Genomic DNA, 20627 nt, shown 5'->3' with positions numbered 1-20627 from the left:
GTGTTAAGGCAGGTGATTGCTTTGATCAATCTTCAGGATGTTTCAAAAGTTTACAAGTCGAAACATGGAGATGTCAATGCTGTCCAAAACGTCTCGCTTTCCATTAAAAAAGGTGAGATTTTTGGAATTATAGGATATAGCGGAGCTGGTAAGAGTTCCTTAATCCGTCTGCTGAACGGCCTTGAGAAACCAACCTCAGGAACCGTGGAAGTGGCGGGAACCAAGATTAATGAAGTAAATGGACGCGGTTTAAGAAAAGCACGCCATGAGATCAGTATGATTTTCCAGCATTTCAATTTGCTTTGGTCGCGGACTGTCAGAGATAATATCATGTTTCCTTTAGAAATTGCCGGGGTGAAAAAGAGCGAGCGGATCAAGCGCGCCAATGAACTGATTAAACTGGTAGGTTTAGAAGGAAAAGAAAAATCTTATCCGTCCCAGCTGAGCGGCGGTCAGAAGCAGCGTGTCGGAATTGCCAGAGCGCTTGCAAACAATCCGAAGGTTCTTCTTTGTGACGAAGCGACATCAGCATTAGATCCGCAAACGACAGATTCAATTCTGGATCTATTGTCCGATATTAATGAAAGACTCGGTTTGACGATTGTGCTGATTACGCACGAAATGCATGTCATACGCAAAATCTGCAACAGAGTCGCCGTCATGGAAAACGGCAAGGTGGTCGAAGAAGGCGAGGTTCTCGATGTCTTCAAAAATCCAAAGGAACAAATGACAAAACGATTTGTTCAACAGGTGACAGAGCCGGAAGAAACGAAAGAGACGCTTCAGCACCTTCTTGATGATACAGCATCAGGAAAAATGGTTCAGCTCACATTTGTCGGTGAGTCAGCTGAACAGCCTCTGATTACAGAGATGATCAGAAACTTCAATGTCAGCGTCAATATTCTGCAAGGGAAAATTTCGCAGACGAAGGATGGGGCTTACGGTTCACTGTTCATCCACATTGACGGGGACGAGGAAGAAGTGCAAAACGTGATCCGATTCATTAATGACAAACAGGTGAAAGCAGAGGTGATCACGAATGTTTGAAAAATACTTCCCGAACGTTGATTTAACTGAATTATGGAACGCGACATATGAAACACTTTATATGACGCTGATTTCTTTACTGTTTGCTTTTGTCATCGGGGTCATCCTCGGCTTGCTGCTCTTTCTGACGAGCAAAGGAAGCCTCTGGCAGAATAAAGCGGTCAACTCAGTGATTGCAGCCGTTGTTAACATATTCAGATCGATTCCGTTCCTTATTTTAATTATTTTACTATTAGGTTTTACGAAATTTTTAGTCGGCACGATCTTAGGGCCAAACGCCGCATTGCCGGCGCTGGTAATCGGCTCGGCACCATTTTACGCGCGCCTTGTTGAAATCGCGCTGCGTGAGGTGGATAAAGGTGTGATTGAAGCAGCTAAATCAATGGGCGCGAAAACGTCTACGATTATTTTCAAAGTGCTGATTCCGGAATCAATGCCTGCTCTTATTTCTGGCATTACGGTTACAGCCATCGCTTTAATCGGTTCAACGGCAATTGCCGGAGCCATTGGTTCAGGAGGCCTTGGAAACCTTGCGTACGTAGAAGGATATCAGTCTAATAACGCTGATGTTACCTTCGTTGCTACTGTGTTTATTTTAATCATCGTGTTTATTATTCAAATCATCGGTGATCTAATAACAAATATTATAGACAAACGATAAGGGAGGATTTACATTGAAAAAGCTATTTTTGGGTGCATTACTGCTTGTATTTGCAGGAGTTATGGCTGCCTGCGGTTCGAATAACGGCGCTGAATCCGGCAAGAAAGAAATTGTCGTTGCGGCAACAAAAACACCGCATGCGGAAATTTTAAAAGAAGCTGAACCATTGCTGAAAGAAAAAGGCTATACGCTGAAAGTGAAAGTGCTTAGTGATTACAAAATGTACAATAAAGCTTTAGCTGATAAAGAAGTGGACGCGAACTACTTCCAGCACATTCCTTACCTTGAGCAAGAAATGAAAGAAAACACAGATTACAAACTTGTGAATGCCGGCGCTGTTCACTTAGAGCCATTCGGTATTTACTCTAAAACATACAAATCACTGAAAGACCTTCCAGACGGTGCGACAATCATTCTGACAAACAACGTTGCTGAACAAGGCCGTATGCTTGCAATGCTTGAAAACGCTGGATTAATCACTCTTGATTCTAAAGTGGAAACAGTTGACGCAACATTGAAAGACATTAAGAAAAACCCGAAAAACCTTGAATTCAAAAAAGTAGCGCCTGAATTAACGGCAAAAGCATATGAAAACAAAGAAGGAGACGCGGTCTTCATCAATGTAAACTATGCGATCCAAAATAAATTAAATCCTAAAAAAGACGCAATTGAAGTAGAATCAACGAAAAACAACCCATACGCTAACATCATCGCAGTAAGAAAAGGCGAAGAAGATTCTGCAAAAATCAAAGCGCTGATGGAAGTTCTTCACTCTAAAAAGATCAAAGACTTCATCGAGAAAAAATACGACGGAGCTGTGCTTCCTGTATCTGAATAAGACTGAAACCCCGGATGAGAATTCCGGGGTTTTTTTCGCGTATTTTCCTAAAAGCTGTTCATAATAAAAAGGAATGTTAAACAGATGGAGGGATTTTCTTTGAATCAAGACAGAGGAAGCATGCAGGACGCGTTAAAACAATATAAACATGGTTTAGGCACATTTGAACAAAAGATGCCGCTGATGGGAAGAAAATTTAACGAATTTACTGAACAGTGCTTTGCCGGGAATTCTCTGACTGAAAGAGAAAAACAGCTGATCGCCCTCGGAATTGCCATCAATGCTCAGGACGAATATTGCATGATCTATCATACAAAAGGCTGTCTTGATCAGGGAGCGTCAGAAGAAAACATTCTCGAAGCCGTCAGTGTGGCAGCGGCATTTGGAGGCGGCGCAGCTTTCAGCCAAGGCGTGACAGTCGTTCAACAGTGCATTGAGGAATTCGGAAACACCACGCATTAAGAGAAGGAATATTCCGAAAAACCATTCTCATTTGTTCTGAAAGGATGCTTTCGTCTCATCTGCCGCTATTTCACGCCAAATCGTTTTTGCGGCATCCAACGCAGCACTGGTACAATAAAAAGCAAATATATGAAGGGATTGATTCATTATTTGCAGCAGCCAGGACAGACTGAACCTCGATTATACGTCAGAAATGGAAAAAGCGATGCAGCTGTCACACGGAATTGGATACGAGGAATATGGACGCCGGCTGGAAACAAGAATGAAAGTAGAGCGGCAGAGAGAGCTTGATTATGAAAAAAGCAAGCGGATTTCTGCGGGAGCTTATTGAGAAAATCAATCTTTTAAAAAAGGGTGGGAATCCACTCTTTTTCTTTTTCAATCGCTTTAATAAAGTGCTGATCTTTGTTAAACTTGAGGAATGTGCAAGGCACGATAAAAAGTTGTATTTACTTTTCATTTGTTATAAAATTAGAATGAGAATAAAATGAGAATAATGATTATATATTTTTGGAGGTATAGATATGGCTGCTTCAACATTAACGATCAAAGATCTTCACGTTGAAATCGAAGGGAAAGAGATCTTAAAGGGTGTAAACCTTGAAATAAAAGGTGGAGAATTCCACGCAGTAATGGGCCCGAACGGAACTGGTAAATCCACTTTATCAGCTGCTATTATGGGGCATCCTAAATATGAAGTAACAAAAGGCAGCATCACGCTTGACGGCAAAGATGTACTGGAGATGGAAGTGGACGAGCGTGCGCAGGCAGGCTTATTCCTTGCAATGCAGTACCCAAGTGAAATCAGCGGTGTGACAAATGCCGACTTCCTTCGCTCAGCAATCAACGCGCGCAGAGAAGAAGGCGATGAAATTTCTCTCATGAAATTCATCCGCAAAATGGACGAAAACATGGAGTTCCTTGAAATGGACCCTGAAATGGCTCAGCGCTATCTTAACGAAGGCTTCTCAGGCGGGGAGAAAAAACGCAACGAAATCCTTCAATTAATGATGATTGAACCGAAAATCGCCATCCTTGATGAAATTGACTCAGGCCTTGATATTGACGCTTTGAAAGTTGTATCAAAAGGGATCAACAAAATGCGCAGCGAAAACTTCGGCTGCCTGATGATCACTCACTATCAGCGCCTGTTAAACTACATCACTCCGGATGTTGTTCACGTTATGATGCAAGGCCGCGTTGTAAAATCCGGCGGTGCAGAGCTTGCACAGCGTCTTGAAGCAGAAGGTTATGACTGGATCAAACAAGAACTTGGCATTGAAGACGAAACTGTTGGCCAAGAAGCGTAAGCGTTAGGGGGATTAATATGACACTAGGTACAAAACTATCCGTAGATCAGGAGTATCTCAAAAGCTTTTCCGAAAAGCACCAAGAACCTGCCTGGCTGAAGAACCTGCGCTTACAGGCTCTTGAACAAGCTGAGGATCTGCCGATGCCGAAACCTGACAAAACAAAAATCACAAACTGGAACTTCACGAATTTCGCGAAGCATACAGTGGATAACGAACCGCTTTCTTCATTAGAAGATTTGACTGATGAAGTAAAAGCGCTGATCGACATTGAAAACGAAGATAAAACATTATACGTACAGCGTGACCAGACGCCGGCACATCTTTCTCTTTCTCAAGAATTGAAAGACAAAGGCGTCATCTTCACTGATATTCTGACTGCTGCACGCGAGCACAGCGACTTGGTGGAGAAATACTTTATGAAGGACGGCGTGAAGGTTGACGAACATAAGTTAACTGCACTTCACGCGGCTCTTGTTAACGGAGGAGCATTCCTTTATGTTCCGAAAAATGTTCAGGTGGAGACGCCGGTTCAGGCTGTTTATGTCCACGAAAGCAATGATACAGCTCTATTCAACCACGTGCTGATTGTGGCTGAAGACCACAGCTCTGTAACATATGTAGAAAACTACATCAGCACTGTAAACCCGAAAGACGCTGTCTTCAATATTATCAGTGAGGTCATCACAGGTGATAATGCCAGCGTGACATACGGTGCGGTGGATAATCTGTCAAGCGGTGTGACAACTTATGTGAACCGCCGCGGTGCTGCGCGCGGACGCGACAGCAAAATCGAGTGGGCTCTCGGCCTGATGAACGATGGCGACACGATTTCCGAAAACACAACAAACCTTTACGGTGACGGCACATACGGCGATACGAAAACGGTTGTTGTCGGAAGAGGAGAGCAAACAGAAAACTTCACAACACAAATCATCCATTTCGGTAAAGCTTCTGAAGGCTATATCTTGAAGCACGGTGTGATGAAGGATTCCGCTTCTTCTATCTTTAACGGAATCGGCAAAATCGAACATGGCGCTTCTAAAGCGAATGCGGAGCAAGAATCACGCGTGCTGATGCTTAGCGAAAAAGCACGCGGAGACGCAAACCCTATTCTTTTAATTGACGAAGACGATGTAACTGCAGGACATGCGGCATCTGTCGGCCGTGTGGACCCTATTCAGCTTTACTACCTGATGAGCCGCGGAATTCCGAAAGAAGAAGCAGAACGCTTAGTCATTTACGGATTCCTTGCACCGGTAGTAAATGAACTTCCGATTGAAGGCGTTAAGAAACAATTAGTTTCTGTTATCGAAAGGAAAGTGAAGTAATGAATATCACAGATATTCGTGAACAGTTCCCGATCCTTCATCAGCAAGTGAACGGACATGATCTCGTTTATCTCGACAGCGCGGCGACTTCCCAGAAGCCGCGTGCTGTCATTGAAACACTGGATAAGTATTATAACCAATACAATTCCAATGTTCACCGGGGCGTCCATACACTTGGAACCAGAGCGACAGATGGTTATGAAGGAGCGCGTGAAAAAGTCCGCAAGTTTATTAACGCGAAGTCAATGGCTGAGATTATTTTCACAAAAGGCACGACCACATCACTGAATATGGTGGCGTTAAGCTATGCGCGCGCCAACCTGAAACCTGGTGATGAAGTGGTCATCACCTACATGGAGCATCATGCGAATATCATTCCGTGGCAGCAGGCTGTAAAAGCAACTGGCGCCACATTAAAATATATTCCGTTGCAGGAAGACGGAACGATTTCTTTAGAAGACGTCAGAGAAACGGTCACAAGCAACACAAAAATTGTTGCGGTGTCTCATGTATCTAATGTTCTCGGCACGGTCAACCCGATTAAAGAAATGGCGAAAATCGCTCATGACAATGGGGCTGTCATTGTGGTGGACGGTGCACAAAGCACGCCTCACATGAAAATTGACGTGCAGGATCTCGATTGCGACTTCTTTGCGCTTTCTTCCCATAAAATGTGCGGACCTACCGGTGTTGGTGTGCTGTACGGAAAGAAAGCCCTGCTGGAAAACATGGAGCCTGCCGAATTCGGCGGTGAAATGATCGACTTTGTCGGGCTTTATGAATCAACTTGGAAAGAGCTTCCGTGGAAATTCGAAGCGGGTACGCCGATTATTGCAGGAGCAATCGGCCTCGGTGCCGCCATTGATTTTCTCGAAGAAATCGGTCTTGATGAGATTTCCCGCCATGAGCACAAGCTTGCAGCTTATGCGCTTGAACGCTTCCGCCAGCTTGACGGCGTAACGGTTTACGGGCCGGAAGAGCGTGCCGGGCTTGTCACATTTAACCTTGATGATGTTCATCCGCACGATGTGGCGACTGTGCTTGATGCGGAGGGAATCGCAGTCAGAGCCGGCCACCATTGTGCGCAGCCGCTGATGAAATGGCTGGATGTAACTGCTACTGCAAGAGCAAGCTTTTATCTGTATAATACAGAGGAAGAGATTGATAAGCTTGTGGAAGCTCTTCAAAAGACAAAGGAGTATTTTACAAATGTCTTTTAATGCAAACTTAGATACATTGTACAGACAGGTGATTATGGATCATTACAAAAACCCGCGAAATAAAGGGGTTTTAAATGACAGCATTGTCGTGGATATGAACAATCCGACATGCGGCGACCGCATCAGACTGACAATGAAGCTTGACGGAGACATCGTGGAAGATGCGAAGTTTGAAGGGGAAGGCTGTTCCATTTCAATGGCATCCGCTTCGATGATGACTCAGGCGATTAAAGGGAAAGATATTGAAACTGCCCTTTCCATGTCTAAGATTTTCTCGGATATGATGCAAGGGAAAGAGTATGATGATTCTATAGATCTCGGGGATATTGAAGCCCTTCAAGGCGTTTCAAAATTCCCTGCCCGTATCAAATGTGCAACCCTGTCATGGAAAGCACTTGAAAAAGGAGTCGCGAAAGAAGAAGGCGGCAATTAAAAGGATTGGAGTGAAAATGGATGGCTAAAAAAATGCCTGATATTGGTGAATACAAGTATGGTTTTCACGACAAGGACGTTTCCATTTTCCGTTCAGAGCGCGGATTGACAAAAGAAATCGTAGAAGAAATTTCTCGCATGAAAGAAGAGCCTCAATGGATGCTTGACTTCCGCTTGAAATCACTTGAGCATTTCTACAATATGCCGATGCCTCAATGGGGCGGAGATTTAAACTCACTGAACTTTGACGAAATTACGTACTACGTAAAACCGTCTGAGCGTTCAGAGCGTTCTTGGGATGAAGTTCCTGAAGAAATTAAACAAACATTCGACAAGCTCGGTATTCCTGAAGCTGAACAAAAATACCTTGCGGGTGTTTCTGCTCAGTACGAATCTGAGGTTGTATACCACAACATGAAAGAAGATCTTGAAGCACAAGGCATCGTCTTTAAAGACACTGACAGCGCGCTGAAAGAGAATGAAGATATTTTCCGTGAGCACTGGGCAAAAGTAATCCCGCCGACTGATAACAAGTTTGCGGCGCTTAACTCAGCTGTTTGGTCCGGCGGTTCTTTCATCTACGTGCCTAAAGGCGTGAAGGTTGAAACACCGCTACAAGCTTACTTCCGTATCAACTCTGAGAACATGGGTCAGTTCGAACGTACACTGATCATTGTTGACGAAGAAGCAAGCGTTCATTATGTTGAAGGCTGTACTGCGCCTGTTTACACAACAAACTCACTTCACAGTGCGGTCGTTGAGATCATCGTGAAAAAAGGCGGCTACTGCCGTTATACAACGATCCAAAACTGGGCGAACAACGTTTACAACCTTGTAACAAAGCGTACAGTCTGTGAAGAAAACGCAACAATGGAATGGATCGACGGCAACATCGGTTCTAAGCTGACAATGAAATATCCGGCTTGTATCCTAAAAGGCGAAGGCGCGCGCGGTATGACGCTTTCTATCGCTCTTGCGGGTAAAGGCCAGCATCAGGATGCAGGTGCGAAAATGATTCACCTTGCACCAAACACATCATCTACAATCGTATCAAAATCGATTTCAAAACAGGGCGGAAAAGTAACGTACCGCGGAATCGTCCACTTCGGACGCAAAGCGGAAGGCGCCCGCTCTAACATCGAGTGTGATACGCTCATTATGGATAACAAATCAACTTCTGACACAATTCCTTACAATGAAATCTTAAATGATAACATTTCATTGGAGCACGAAGCGAAAGTGTCTAAAGTATCTGAAGAGCAGCTCTTCTACTTGATGAGCCGCGGTATTTCTGAAGAAGAAGCAACTGAAATGATCGTAATGGGCTTTATCGAGCCATTCACAAAAGAGCTTCCGATGGAATACGCAGTTGAAATGAACCGTTTGATTAAGTTCGAAATGGAAGGTTCTATCGGTTAATGATGAAAACTCCTTTGTTTATCAAGGGGTTTAGAGATAGTTATCAACTTTAAAATGGCCGGCGTGCCGAATTTGATTGTAGAAGACGAACTTTTGAAGTTCGTCTTCTTTTATTTTTCAGAGACATATCCACTGTTATTTTAATGGTTTTAATTCCTTATCGATTAGAATATTTCAGACCTGCGCCGGATAGGTTCAGTTTCTATATCACGCAACCATACAGTTGCTTATACTTGACATGCAACTAATGGGTTGCTTATACTCAATATATGAATGGGAACAAAGACGCTATATTCAAAGCACTCGGCGATTCGACTCGGCGGCTTATATTAGACGAATTATCTGAACGCAACGAGCTGACGTTGTATGAACTTACGATACGTCTTATTACAAAGTACGACCTTTCTATTACGCGACAGGCGATAGCTAAACACCTTTCTGTACTGGAGGATGCAGGACTCGTAACATCAAAACGAAAGGGAAAATATCGAGTACTTATATTCAACAACGAACCGCTTAAAAATTTGCTGAAAGGATGGATAGAATAATTTTATAAAATCAGAACAGGGCCTCTGATAAATGTGTGGGTTGTTTTGCTTGTAGCCAGATTGTTAGCATAGTACCATGCTTCATTCATATCGAAGGAGGGAAAAACAGTATGAAAATCGTTGTTACCAGTATATTTGTACAAGATCAAGACATGGCACTGGAGTTTTATACAGAAAAACTTGGGTTTATAAAAAAGGAAGACGTTCCCATGGGGAAATTCAGGTGGATAACGCTTGTTTCTCCAGATGATCAAGACGGAACCGAGCTTTTACTCGAACCGAATGAACATCCTGCCGCCAAGGAGTATCAAAAGAAGATATTCTCCGAAGGCCTCCCGGCCACAATGTTTGGCGTTGCAGATATTCAAAAAGAGTACAACCGATTAAAGGAAAAAGGCGTGACGTTTACGACGGAACCGACAAAAATGGGCGAAGTCACAATAGCTGTCTTCGACGATACATGCGGTAACCTTATTCAAATTGTACAGAAGTAACCGATTCAGTCGCGTCCTTTTTGTATGCAGAAGAAAAACCGCTGGCCGAGGGGCCGCGGTTTTTTACTCTTCTTCTGTCTCTTGATTGATAATTTGCTTTACAGATGATCTGCTGTTATTTTCTCTGTTCATCTCTCGCAATTGAGTATAAGCCATATCGAATTCCTCTTTTGTCATCTGCTTTGCGGCTAATGCAGAGCATAATATAGCAAAAGCAATTGGCATTGTATCAATGTGAATGTCGATATGGACCTCTGAGTTGCCGCTGTTTTTGATAACAGATTCAGTAGTGGGTATCTCTTGAGTATGTCTGTTAAGAGGAATGATGTTTTCGTTCATTAGTCTTCTCCGTCTTGTGACTGCGCCTGTGCCTGATCCTGATCTGTGTTCACGCTGACCACGACTTTTGCATTACCGCTGTTTTGGACTTTTGCCACTGCCGCATCGCGTCTGTTTTCTTCATTTTCATGACGATTTTCGCTCATGGTATCATCCTTTCTCTATTGATAGTGACAGGATATTCGATAGGAGAGTAAAGAGATTGGACGAACTTCGCGGTTTTTCCACATTAGGGCAAAAGGTCGAAGGAAAGCATTTGATTTGGTAAAATGAATAGACATTATAATAGAAAAGGTGTTTGCATATGAAATCGTACATCATCGTCGGCGCAGGGATTCTGGGCGCGTCGACGGCTTATCATCTCGCAAAAACAGGCGCTCGCGTTACTGTCATTGATCGGAAAGAGCCGGGACAAGCGACTGATGCGGCGGCGGGGATCGTCTGTCCTTGGCTCTCGCAGCGCCGTAATCAGGATTGGTACCAGCTTGCTAAGGGGGGAGCGCGGTACTATAAGGATTTAATCCATCAATTGGAAAAAGACGGTGAATCGGATACAGGATACAAACGTGTCGGTGCCATCAGCATTCATACTGACGCGTCTAAACTCGATAAAATGGAGGAAAGGGCGTATAAGAGACGGGAGGATGCGCCGGAAATCGGCGACATTACCCGCTTGTCTGCAAGTGAAACGAAAAAGCTGTTTCCGATTTTAGCTGACGGCTATGAATCGGTTCATATCAGCGGTGCCGCCCGTGTGAACGGAAGAGCGCTGTGCCGGTCGCTTTTAAGCGCTGCAGAGAAACGCGGCGCAACGGTCATCAAAGGAAATGCGTCCTTGCTTTTTGAAAACGGAACAGTCACCGGCGTGCAAACAGATACAAAGCAGTTTGCGGCTGACGCGGTCATTGTGACGGCGGGAGCATGGGCCAATGAGATATTGAAGCCTCTTGGCATTCATTTTCAAGTGTCATTTCAAAAAGCGCAGATTATGCATTTTGAAATGACAGATGCAGATACAGGATCGTGGCCGGTTGTAATGCCGCCGAGTGATCAGTACATTCTGTCGTTTGATAACGGCAGAATTGTAGCCGGCGCCACACACGAAAACGATGCCGGTCTTGATGATCTTCGTGTGACAGCCGGAGGCCAGCACGAAGTATTGAGCAAAGCGTTAGCCGTTGCACCGGGTCTTGCTGATGCGGCTGCTGTTGAAACAAGAGTGGGCTTCAGGCCGTTTACACCGGGATTTCTGCCGGTCGTAGGGGCCGTGCCGAATGTTCAAGGCCTGTACGCTGCAAACGGTTTGGGTGCTTCTGGACTGACGATGGGGCCGTTTTTGGGTGCAGAGCTCGCAAAGCTAGTTCTCGGAAAGCAGACAGAATTAGACCTTAGTCCTTATGATCCAGCCGGAGCACTTGCATAATAAGTAAGAGCATGACAAACAAATATAATAAAGCTGTTCTAGCTTTTCTTTTCTGTATGTGTTAGCATTTATCTTTAATGAAAAAGAGGACGTGAACTGATTTTGATAAAAATTGATATACCCGCACCGAATGTCACCATCACTGAACGACAGCAGTCAGCTAATGATAACGAGCCGAAGATAAAACCGATTCACGGATTCATCGACTTTCACCAGATCCCAAGGGACAAAGGCGGCATTTTTATGTTTTACAACATTCATGACGAGCTGCTGTTTGTCGGTAAAGCCAGAAAGTTAAGACAGAGAATTAAGAAGCATTTCGAAGACACTGTTTCACCGATCAAACATCACAGAGATGAAGTTTATAAAATTGAGGTATGTGTAGTTGATGATCCAATGGAAAGAGAGATTTACGAAACATATATCATCAATACACAGCACTCGAAGTACAATATAGACAAGGTATTTTTTAAATAAGACGTCAGTCTGCGGATTGAACAGCGAAGCCAGAGCTTAAGTCAAGTTCTGGCTTTTGATTTGGGCATTTTTTCGCATATAGACCCTTTGTCTGTCATCCGAATAAATTATTGAGAAATTTCAGAAAATAATATTGACAATCCTACCCGCGGACTTTAATATAACAATATATAATGTTATATAACGTTATATAATAAAAACGAGGAGTGAAGGATTTGAGTCAGGCCACAGCAAAAGTAAATCGTGAGGTTCAAGCTTTCTTGCAGGATTTGAAAGGGAAAACCATTGATCATGTATTCTTTGTCGCATGCGGAGGGTCTTCTGCCATTATGTATCCGAGTAAGTATGTGTTTGACAGAGAGTCAAAATCAATAAACTCCGATCTCTACAGCGCCAACGAATTTATTCAGCGCAACCCTGTTCAGCTTGGTGAAAAGTCTCTTGTTATTTTGTGCTCGCATTCGGGAAATACCCCGGAGACAGTCAAAGCTGCTGCGTTTGCAAGGGGCAAGGGCGCACTTACGATTGCGATGACGTTTAAACCGGAGTCTCCTTTAGCGCAGGAAGCGCAATATGTTGCCCAGTACGATTGGGGTGATGAGGCGCTTGCGATCAATACAAACTATGGCGTTTTGTATCAAATCGTTTTTGGAACCCTGCAAGTATTAGAAAACAATACGAAATTTGAGCAAGCAATTGAAGGCTTAGATCAATTGCAGGCTGTATATGAAAAAGCCCTTAAGCAGGAAGCTGACAACGCCAAGCAATTTGCAAAAGCCCATGAAAAAGAAAGCATTATTTATACCATGGCAAGCGGTGCAAACTACGGTGTCGCTTACTCCTACAGCATCTGCATTCTCATGGAAATGCAATGGATTCATTCCCACGCCATTCATGCCGGAGAATATTTTCACGGACCGTTTGAAATTATTGATGAATCCGTGCCGTTTATCATCCTGCTCGGTTTAGATGAAACAAGACCTCTTGAAGAGCGGGCGCTTACCTTCTCGAAAAAGTATGGCAAAAAGCTCACTGTGCTTGATGCTGCATCTTACGACTTCACTGCAATTGACGATTCAGTTAAAGGCTATCTTGCTCCGCTCGTTCTCAATCGTGTGCTGAGAAGCTATGCAGACGAGCTGGCAGAGGAGAGAAATCATCCTTTATCTCATAGAAGATACATGTGGAAAGTTGAGTATTGATCTGAAAATGAAGAACCATTATGCATTAGACTATAATGTTATATAACATTATAGTCTAATGTCCAGAGGAGGCCAACCCTTTGAAGAAAATGTTGTTGTTCTTGATCATTGCAGCTGTCAGTATGCTCACCATCGCAGGCTGTTCGAGCCAAAGCAGTTCAGCGGACGGAAAGGTGACATTGAAATTTTTCCACAGATGGCCAAAGGAGCCGGAAAAAAGTTATTTTGAAGAGGTTGTTAAGGAATTTGAAAAAGATCACCCAGATATCGACATTCAAATTGAAGCCGTTTTAAATGACTCCTATAAAGATAAAATTAAGGTCATGCTGGGAACCACCAGCCCTCCTGACATTTACTTCTCTTGGAGCGATGAGTTTGCTTTTAAATTTATCAGAGGCAATAAAGCACTTGATCTCTCGTCCTACTACAAAAATGACACCGATTGGTCATCACAGCTCGTTCAATCGCAAATTACACCATTTACTTATGAAAACAAGCAATATGGCGTACCGTGGCAAATGGACGCTAAATCATTCTTCTATAATAAAGACATTTTCCAAAAGCTGAATCTTGATCCCCCGAAGACGTGGGATGAATTAATCGATGTGTCAAAAAAGCTGAAAGAACATGGCTACACACCGATCAGCTTTGGAACAAAGGCGACTTGGACAATCTCGCACTATATCGGCACGCTTAATCAGCGGATGGTCGATGAAAAAACACGGGAAAAGGACTATAACGCCAAAACGGGTGAATTTACTGATGAAGGCTACGTAAAAGCACTTGAAAAGCTTCAAGAGCTGATGCCTTACTTTAATAAACATGTAAACTCCGTCGACCACGAATATGTGAGACAGCAATTTAAGAGCGGAAAGTCGGCGATGATATATGCGGAAACAGCGGAAATCAAGCTGGTTGAACCGGTTAATCTCGGGATGTTCCCATTTCCTGAAATCAGCGGGCAGAAAGGATCTTCAGAAGCGTTAACGGGAGCGCCGGAAGGATTCATGATCTCCTCAAGAACAAAACATCCGAAGGAAGCGATGGAATTTTTGCAGTTCTTGACGTCGAAAAGAATGGGCGAAAAGCTCGTGAAAGATGTCGGGAAATACAGTGCAGTGCAAGGTACGGCTACTGAAGAAAATGCAACAGCCATTCAGCGTGAAGCCGTTCAGCATATTGTTGATGCCAAATCAATGGTTCCATGGTTTGATATGGATGTCGATGTTGAAGTCGCAGATGCGTACCTAACGGGCGTCCAGCAAATGCTTGGCGGCGACATGACACCGCAGCAGGTGATGAAAGCCGTTCAAAAGGCAGCAAAGCAGGTGAGGGCGTCAGCTGAATAAATCAAAGAAAAGGTGAAGCTTCGCACCTTTTCTTTTTATAAAGGAGATGAGATACCCTTGGTCAATCAGAATAAAATAATCCCCTATTTGTTTTTGGTGCCCGCTCTCGTTTTTTTACTTTTCGTTTATATCCCGATTTTTGAGAATGTATTCCTCAGCCTGTTTCAGTGGAGCTCATTTTCTCCGGAAAAAACGTTTATCGGCTTAAAAAACTATGTTGAATTATTTCATGATCCTGTCTTCTATCAGGCACTTACCAATAATGTGCTTTATGCAGTGATCTCAATTGTATGCCAGGTATTTGGCGGTTTGATTTTGGCGGCGGTGCTTGAGGATAAGCTGGTCAGAAAATGGTCGCCGTTTTTTCGTACCGTTTTCTTTTTGCCGGTTGTCATCTCAATGACGGTGATCGCGCTTTTGTTTGATTTTATTTACAATCCGGAGACAGGGCTTTTGAATCAGCTGCTTCAGGCCATCGGTCTTGATCAGCTGACGAGGGCCTGGCTCGGGGATGACAGCACAGCTATGCTTTCTGTCATTTTTGTGTCCCAGTGGCAATCTGTCGGTTATATTGCGATGCTGTACATCGTGTCGATTCAAAAAATACCGGATGAACTGTATGAAGCGGCCCGGCTTGACGGCGCGGGTAAAATTCAGCAGTTTTTTCATATTACTGTTCCCCAGACGAAAGAGATGTCTTTTGTTGCGGTGGTCATGACGCTGACCGGAGCCTTTACGGTCTTTAATGAGCCGTACATTTTGACAGGCGGCGGGCCGGGAAAAGCGTCAGAAGTCTTGAGCACGTTTTTATATAAAAGCGCCTTTACAAAGGATATGATGGGCTACGCCTCAGCGATTGCCACTGTCGTGTTAATCATTACGCTTGCATTATCGCTCATGCAAATGAAGTTCTTTAAAACCGGAAAGGAGGAGTAACTGATGCTGCCTCAGAAGAAGACAGATTCGTTCAGATTGGAGCCGGTGCCTGACCAGCACATTGAGGTGAAAGATAAGCCTAGACGAAAATGGTATATCGGAGAAACGTCTGTGTGGGTTTTTCTGTTTCTTTATCTGATTGCGATTGCCTATCCGCTTCTCTGGATGGTGATGAGCGCCTTTAAAAACTCTGACGATATTTTTGAGCACAGCTGGTCGCTGCCGTCTTCGTGGCATCCGGAAAATTTTGTTTCCGCCTGGAATCAGGGGATTTCTTCTTATTTTATGAACAGTGTCATCGTTACGGCGCTGACGTGTGTGATCACTGTCTTTATCAGTGCATGGGCAGCGTATGGCCTTTCCCGGTTTGAGTTTAAAGGAAAAGGATTCTTTTTGGTGCTATGTCTTGGCGGATTGATGCTGACGCCGCAGGTCAGTCTTGTGCCGCTTTATTCTATTATTCAGTCGCTGGGCCTGTACAATACGTATTGGGCGTTAATCTTGCCGTATGCGGCTTATCGGATCCCATTCACCATCATTTTGATCCGCTCTTATTTTCTTTCTATTTCAAAAGAATTGGAGGAGGCGGCCTATTTGGATGGGTGTACAAGTTTTGGAGTATTTTTCAGAATTTTCTTACCAATGAGCGTGCCGATTTTGGTGACATCCGGCATTTTGACGGCTTACCATACATGGAATGAGTTTATGTTTGCGATTATTTTCATAGATGATGAGAATTTACGGACCATTCCAGCCGGGCTGATGCAGTTCAGAGACGCGCTGCAGACAGACTGGGGCGTCCTGCTGGCGGGGTTAACGATTTCAGCCGCGCCGATTATTATTCTATTTTTATTGATGCAGAAATATTTTGTCCGCGGGATTGCAAGCGGCAGTGTAAAAGGATAAAGGAGGAAGCGCTATGAAATTGATTGCGGTTGGAGATAATGTTGTAGATTACTACCAGGATCAAGAAACATTTTACCCGGGAGGAAATGCCTTAAACGTTGCTGTGCTTGCCAAGCGGCTCGGGCATGAGTCTTCCTATATCGGAATCGTCGGCAATGACGAAGCCGCGGCGCATCTGTTGAACGTTCTCAAGCTGGAGCAGGTCAATGCAGATTATATCCGCCAGGCGCACGGAGAAAACGGGATGGCGATTGTCACCCTTGATGAACAGGGGGACCGCATTTTTGTCAGATCAAATAAAGGCGGCATTCAGTCCCGGCTTCGCCTCGCGTTTCAGGAGAAAGATGTATCTTTTATCAGCGGGCATGATCTGCTGCATACGAGCGTGTACAGCAGGCTTGAGAACGATCTTCCGCAGCTGTGCGGGCTGGTCCCGGTCTCATTTGATTTTTCAACCAATCGGGAGGATGATTATTTGAGGAGGGTCTGTCCTTATGTGACGTATGCGTTTTTTTCAGGAAGCGATTTGAGTGAGTCGGAATGCGGTGAGCTTGCCAAAACAGCTCATGGGTACGGAGCCAAAATGGTTTGTATGACCCGAGGGGGCCAAGGAGCAATCCTGTCTGCGGGTGATCGAGTCTATCATCAGCCGATTGTGGAAGCTGATATAATAGATACACTTGGAGCGGGAGATTCTTTTATAGCAGGCTTTTTGACTGCCTTTTGCGTGAAGCAGGATATAACGTATGCTTTGCGCCAGGCTGCTGAAACGGCTGCGAAAACTTGCGGTGTGTACGGAGCTTTCGGCTATGGCTATCCTTATCGCTTGGAGGACGGGGGAAGCAGTGAAAAAACGAGAATACTATAAGCAGTGTCTCGTTTTTTATGCCTGTTATGTGTAGGGGCTGTTGATGGTAAAAGTGACACGGTTTGTGTGCATCAAAAACAATGAGCAATAGATTGGCTGGTCGTTTGATGTAAAAGCCGTTTTATCAATTTCAAACAGCGCATCCCCGATATCACAATCCAGGTATTTGCTTTCCTCCTGTTGGGCATATACAACGTTTAATAGCTTCGTATTGTGCGTGGGTACAACTTTGTATTGCTGTTTCAAAATATCATGCATGGAGACGCCGTCAGCAATAAAGGTATCAATGCCGGGAAACAAATCAAGCGGATAATGCGTCACTTCAAAGGTGAGAGGCTGATCATCATTATATAAAATCCGTTTTAATTCAACCACAGGGCTCTCGGGTTGGATTTGAAGCTTTTCGGCGATGGGTTTTGACGCTGGAATGATGTCATGGGACAGCACATGATGCTTCGGTTTTTTGCCGGTTGATTCCATAAATTCCGAGTAGCCGTTTACAGCGATCAGCTCTCGTTTTAATTTAGGGCTTTTAACGAACGTTCCCTTTCCCTGCTGCCTGATCAGATAGCCTTCTTCGACTAAATCGAGAATGGCTTTCCTGACGGTGATGCGGCTGACGTTATACTTGGTGCAAAGCTCGTTTTCGGTAGGCAGCTTGGCAGTTGGGGAATACACGCCCTTTTTGATGTCATCAGTGATGATTTGTTTTAGCTGAATGTATAAAGGTGTAGAACTTCCGTTGTTTAACAAAGGGTAGCCTCCTTTTAACCTATTATTTATATTATAATGTATTATGACGTTATAATACAAATTTACATTTTTTATTTTAGAAATATAGCAAAAATGGGAATCGATTACTCTAAAAATAACAGAAAGACCAAGTTGTTTCCAGTGACGAAATAACGGGTCAAAAGATAGGGGGACTTTTCTGATGGCTTCATTAACATTTGAACACGTCAAAAAATCATATCACTCACAATTAACCGTGAAGGACTTTGATTTAGATGTAAAGGATAAGGAGCTTTTGGTGCTGGTGGGGCCGTCAGGATGCGGAAAATCAACAACGCTGCGGATGGTGGCTGGATTAGAAAGCATTTCTGAAGGAAATCTTCTTATTGATGGGGAGCGGGTCAATGATCTTCCGCCGAAAGAACGTGATATTGCGATGGTATTCCAAAACTATGCGCTTTATCCGCATATGACGGTTTTTGATAATATGGCGTTTGGATTAAAGCTCAGAAAGATGGCGAAACAGGAAATTGCCGAGCGGGTTCATGCGGCAGCCAGAATTTTAGAAATTGAACATTTGCTGAAGAGAAAACCGAAGGCGCTCTCCGGCGGGCAGCGGCAAAGGGTGGCGCTTGGCAGGTCGATTGTGAGGGAGCCGAAGGTCTTTTTAATGGACGAGCCGCTTTCTAATCTGGATGCAAAACTAAGAGTGACGATGCGGACAGAAATCAGCAAGCTGCACCAGCGATTAGAGGCAACGATCATTTATGTCACGCATGACCAGACCGAAGCAATGACAATGGGAGATCGGATTGTCGTCATGAATGAAGGGGAAATTCAGCAAGTGGCGAAACCTCATGACATTTATCATTACCCGGCCAATTTGTTTGTCGCAGGCTTCATTGGCTCTCCCGGAATGAACTTTTTGAAAGGCATCATAGAACAGCAGCATGGCGAGCTGTTTTTCACAAATTCTTCGATCCGGCTTCATATTCCTGAAGAAAAAGCAAAGCGGCTGAAGGAAAAGGGATATGCCGGAGAACAGATGATTGCCGGTGTACGGCCGGAGCACATCACACAAATGACAGGAAATGACCAGTTGTTTGATTCAGTGTTTCAAGCGAACGTGGAAGTGAATGAAAATCTGGGCTCGGAGCTCATAGTGCATGTCATGGCTGGGGACGAGCGGCTCAAGGTCCGCCTGGACGGAAACACGCGAATCGATGCAGGCGATTCAATCCAGCTCTCAGTGAAAATGGACCACGTCGTCTTTTTCGATGCGGAAACGGAAGAGGCTGTGTATTAGAAAAAGGTGCTCCTCAAAAGGAGCACCTTTTTCTTACGGCCAAATCTCATCCGCCCATTCAGGGTGGTCGATAAATGGATTGCGGTTGTGCTGATATTTTTCATAAATGATTTCATTTCTTTTCCGCTCGCGGTCGTCAACCGGATCCTGCTTATTCCATTCGAGCAGGACAGATTGTTTGCCATGATAAGGAGCTGAGCCGTTGCCTGTCTTATCATTAAGCTCAAGATCAGGATAGCCGTCATCACCCTCGTAACGGACAGCCATGTAAAACAGCATGCGGGCAACATCGCCTTTCACATCATCGCGGGGCTCCCATGAATCGCCGTCATAATAATTTCCGGGTGCCTTCGCATATTCAGTGCCGCCATTGTCAAAATCCATATTTCCTCTGGCGCTGTTAACTTGAACATCAGCCGGGCGCAAATGATGAATATCAGTACCAGGTCCCTTGCTCGTACCAAAATCGCCATGGGATTTCGCCCAGACATGCTCGCGGTTCCAATCGCCGACATTGCCGCCGTTCAGGTTTTTGGAACGCGATTCATTCGTATAGAGCAGGATGACGTTATTCGGATTTCTTGGGTCTTCATCCGTTTCTTTCAGCGCGTTCCACACTTCGCTGTAGGACAGCATCGTGTGTCCGCTGATAATACGGTGCAGGGTGCTTTTTAGCGAGTCTCCTGTTTTACCTTCAGCCCCTTCATAATAGGTATCTGTGTCAGCATAGGGTGCAGCGGGGGCGGCTAATGAGAGAAGGCTTCCCGTTCCTGAAGGGGAAGACGCCAATCGGTCATTAAGGCTTAATGTGGTTTGCGCGCTTGCTGAAGCTGCTGGCGCAAGCCATCCGGAAATCAGTAATACACAGACGAGCGGCAGAAACCATGCTTTTTTTGTCATCACTTGCCCTCCTTTTATCAGATCATATCTATTATCTAAAATTGAAATAAAGGATAGAAGTGTCATTTTGTATATTTTTCATTAAAATTGTAAATTAGTCCCTTTGGAGGAGGCGGAAATCTCCTGTTTCCATATCTTTAGGTCCTGTTTTTGCGGGCTGCCGGCATTTCTGTTTTCATCCGTTCCGCGAACATCGCCTCTCCAGCTTAGCTTGTTCATATGAAAGGCATTTTGACCCTCTCTTTCGCTCTTGCTGGCTCTCTTCCTTACCGTGTTTTCTTTTGACCTTTACATCAAAATAGTTGTGACATGTAGGGTGTATCTGGTTGCTGGATGGATACTGTGGCTAAAAAATAAACGTTTTTTTGGTTAATCTGTCAATGAACTATCATGTTGCTCCTTCTATAATGAAGTCACCATAGCGGCC

Annotated in this window: 25 protein-coding genes; 20 read left to right on the top strand and 5 right to left on the bottom strand. The window is 44.3% G+C overall.

Annotated elements, in window-relative coordinates:
• Positions 1 to 21: 21 nt before the first annotated feature.
• The 12 genes from metN to glxB all read left to right on the top strand — a co-directional run bounded on the left by metN (position 22) and on the right by glxB (position 9762).
• Positions 22 to 1047 carry a methionine ABC transporter ATP-binding protein MetN gene (gene metN, locus NST22_RS17145; protein WP_003242531.1) on the top strand — a complete coding sequence of 342 codons (1026 nt, stop codon included), beginning with the start codon at positions 22 to 24 and terminating at the stop codon, positions 1045 to 1047.
• On the top strand, positions 1040 to 1708 hold the full coding sequence (metP, locus tag NST22_RS17140) for a methionine ABC transporter permease MetP (RefSeq protein ID WP_003228593.1): 669 nt from the start codon (positions 1040 to 1042) through the stop codon (positions 1706 to 1708). The genes metN and metP overlap by 8 nt, the downstream gene beginning before the upstream one ends.
• Positions 1709 to 1721: 13 nt before the next feature.
• A complete protein-coding gene (gene metQ, locus NST22_RS17135) occupies positions 1722 to 2546 on the top strand; it encodes a methionine ABC transporter substrate-binding lipoprotein MetQ (protein ID WP_003228595.1) in 825 nt (274 codons plus the stop codon).
• Positions 2547 to 2630: 84 nt separating this feature from the next.
• Positions 2631 to 3008 carry a carboxymuconolactone decarboxylase family protein gene (locus NST22_RS17130; protein ID WP_003228596.1) on the top strand — a complete coding sequence of 126 codons (378 nt, stop codon included), beginning with the start codon at positions 2631 to 2633 and terminating at the stop codon, positions 3006 to 3008.
• A gap of 193 nt (positions 3009 to 3201) precedes the next feature.
• Positions 3202 to 3339 carry a hypothetical protein gene (locus tag NST22_RS17125; protein ID WP_003228600.1) on the top strand — a complete coding sequence of 46 codons (138 nt, stop codon included), beginning with the start codon at positions 3202 to 3204 and terminating at the stop codon, positions 3337 to 3339.
• Positions 3340 to 3532: 193 nt separating this feature from the next.
• Entirely contained in the window at positions 3533 to 4318 is a 786-nt protein-coding gene (sufC, locus tag NST22_RS17120; protein WP_003151872.1) for a Fe-S cluster assembly ATPase SufC, read from the top strand.
• A gap of 17 nt (positions 4319 to 4335) precedes the next feature.
• The gene (sufD, locus tag NST22_RS17115; RefSeq protein ID WP_003228602.1) at positions 4336 to 5649 is read left to right on the top strand and encodes a Fe-S cluster assembly protein SufD; all 1314 of its coding nucleotides are present in this window, start codon (positions 4336 to 4338) and stop codon (positions 5647 to 5649) included.
• Complete coding sequence (sufS, locus tag NST22_RS17110) at positions 5649 to 6869, top strand: cysteine desulfurase SufS (RefSeq protein ID WP_003228604.1); 1221 nt, start codon at positions 5649 to 5651, stop codon at positions 6867 to 6869. The genes sufD and sufS overlap by 1 nt, the downstream gene beginning before the upstream one ends.
• Complete coding sequence (sufU, locus tag NST22_RS17105; protein WP_003222809.1) at positions 6859 to 7302, top strand: Fe-S cluster assembly sulfur transfer protein SufU; 444 nt, start codon at positions 6859 to 6861, stop codon at positions 7300 to 7302. Before sufS ends, sufU begins: the two co-directional genes overlap by 11 nt.
• 20 nt (positions 7303 to 7322) lie before the next feature.
• Positions 7323 to 8720: a Fe-S cluster assembly protein SufB gene (sufB, locus tag NST22_RS17100; RefSeq protein WP_003228608.1), complete on the top strand. Its 1398-nt coding sequence runs from the start codon at positions 7323 to 7325 to the stop codon at positions 8718 to 8720.
• Positions 8721 to 8989: 269 nt separating this feature from the next.
• Positions 8990 to 9268 (top strand): metalloregulator ArsR/SmtB family transcription factor, encoded by a 279-nt coding sequence (locus tag NST22_RS17095; protein ID WP_009968126.1) that lies wholly within the window; start codon positions 8990 to 8992, stop codon positions 9266 to 9268.
• Positions 9269 to 9378: 110 nt separating this feature from the next.
• Entirely contained in the window at positions 9379 to 9762 is a 384-nt protein-coding gene (gene glxB / locus NST22_RS17090) for a methylglyoxalase (RefSeq protein WP_003243237.1), read from the top strand.
• Between the two features lie 63 nt (positions 9763 to 9825).
• On the opposite strand, the gene NST22_RS17085 is transcribed toward glxB, so the two are convergent.
• Positions 9826 to 10101 (bottom strand): hypothetical protein, encoded by a 276-nt coding sequence (locus tag NST22_RS17085; RefSeq protein ID WP_003243521.1) that lies wholly within the window; start codon positions 10099 to 10101, stop codon positions 9826 to 9828.
• Complete coding sequence (sspG, locus tag NST22_RS17080; RefSeq protein ID WP_003228613.1) at positions 10101 to 10247, bottom strand: acid-soluble spore protein SspG; 147 nt, start codon at positions 10245 to 10247, stop codon at positions 10101 to 10103. Before sspG ends, NST22_RS17085 begins: the two co-directional genes overlap by 1 nt.
• Positions 10248 to 10405: 158 nt before the next feature.
• Here sspG and NST22_RS17075 point away from each other — a divergent pair, with 158 nt between their 5' ends.
• From NST22_RS17075 to frlD, 7 genes are all read left to right on the top strand, one after another.
• Entirely contained in the window at positions 10406 to 11524 is a 1119-nt protein-coding gene (locus NST22_RS17075; RefSeq protein WP_003228615.1) for an FAD-binding oxidoreductase, read from the top strand.
• Positions 11525 to 11626: 102 nt separating this feature from the next.
• Entirely contained in the window at positions 11627 to 12001 is a 375-nt protein-coding gene (locus NST22_RS17070; protein WP_003228617.1) for a nucleotide excision repair endonuclease, read from the top strand.
• Positions 12002 to 12216: 215 nt separating this feature from the next.
• On the top strand, positions 12217 to 13203 hold the full coding sequence (frlB, locus tag NST22_RS17065) for a fructosamine deglycase FrlB (protein WP_003243688.1): 987 nt from the start codon (positions 12217 to 12219) through the stop codon (positions 13201 to 13203).
• Between the two features lie 80 nt (positions 13204 to 13283).
• Positions 13284 to 14552 carry an ABC transporter substrate-binding protein gene (locus NST22_RS17060; RefSeq protein ID WP_003243455.1) on the top strand — a complete coding sequence of 423 codons (1269 nt, stop codon included), beginning with the start codon at positions 13284 to 13286 and terminating at the stop codon, positions 14550 to 14552.
• 57 nt (positions 14553 to 14609) lie between these two features.
• Entirely contained in the window at positions 14610 to 15488 is an 879-nt protein-coding gene (locus tag NST22_RS17055; RefSeq protein WP_003243523.1) for a sugar ABC transporter permease, read from the top strand.
• A 3-nt stretch (positions 15489 to 15491) separates the two neighbouring features.
• Entirely contained in the window at positions 15492 to 16394 is a 903-nt protein-coding gene (locus NST22_RS17050) for a carbohydrate ABC transporter permease (protein ID WP_003228625.1), read from the top strand.
• A gap of 13 nt (positions 16395 to 16407) precedes the next feature.
• Positions 16408 to 17262: a fructosamine kinase FrlD gene (gene frlD / locus NST22_RS17045; protein ID WP_003228626.1), complete on the top strand. Its 855-nt coding sequence runs from the start codon at positions 16408 to 16410 to the stop codon at positions 17260 to 17262.
• Between the two features lie 24 nt (positions 17263 to 17286).
• On the opposite strand, the gene frlR is transcribed toward frlD, so the two are convergent.
• Positions 17287 to 18015: a transcriptional regulator FrlR gene (gene frlR / locus NST22_RS17040; RefSeq protein WP_003228628.1), complete on the bottom strand. Its 729-nt coding sequence runs from the start codon at positions 18013 to 18015 to the stop codon at positions 17287 to 17289.
• Positions 18016 to 18196: 181 nt separating this feature from the next.
• On the opposite strand from frlR, the gene ugpC reads away from it, so the two are divergent.
• Complete coding sequence (gene ugpC / locus NST22_RS17035; protein WP_003228630.1) at positions 18197 to 19300, top strand: sn-glycerol-3-phosphate ABC transporter ATP-binding protein UgpC; 1104 nt, start codon at positions 18197 to 18199, stop codon at positions 19298 to 19300.
• 33 nt (positions 19301 to 19333) lie between these two features.
• On the opposite strand, the gene NST22_RS17030 is transcribed toward ugpC, so the two are convergent.
• Entirely contained in the window at positions 19334 to 20200 is an 867-nt protein-coding gene (locus NST22_RS17030; protein ID WP_009968119.1) for an endonuclease I family protein, read from the bottom strand.
• 81 nt (positions 20201 to 20281) lie between these two features.
• Positions 20282 to 20419 carry a hypothetical protein gene (locus NST22_RS17025; protein ID WP_003228634.1) on the bottom strand — a complete coding sequence of 46 codons (138 nt, stop codon included), beginning with the start codon at positions 20417 to 20419 and terminating at the stop codon, positions 20282 to 20284.
• Between the last annotated feature and the right edge of the window lie 208 nt (positions 20420 to 20627).

Source organism: Bacillus sp. PS237 (assembly GCF_037963345.1).
In the GTDB taxonomy this organism is placed as follows: Bacteria; Bacillota; Bacilli; order Bacillales; family Bacillaceae; genus Bacillus; species Bacillus subtilis.
The sequence above is the reverse complement of the archived record's forward strand: the minus strand, read 5'-3'. Positions and strand labels throughout refer to the sequence as shown.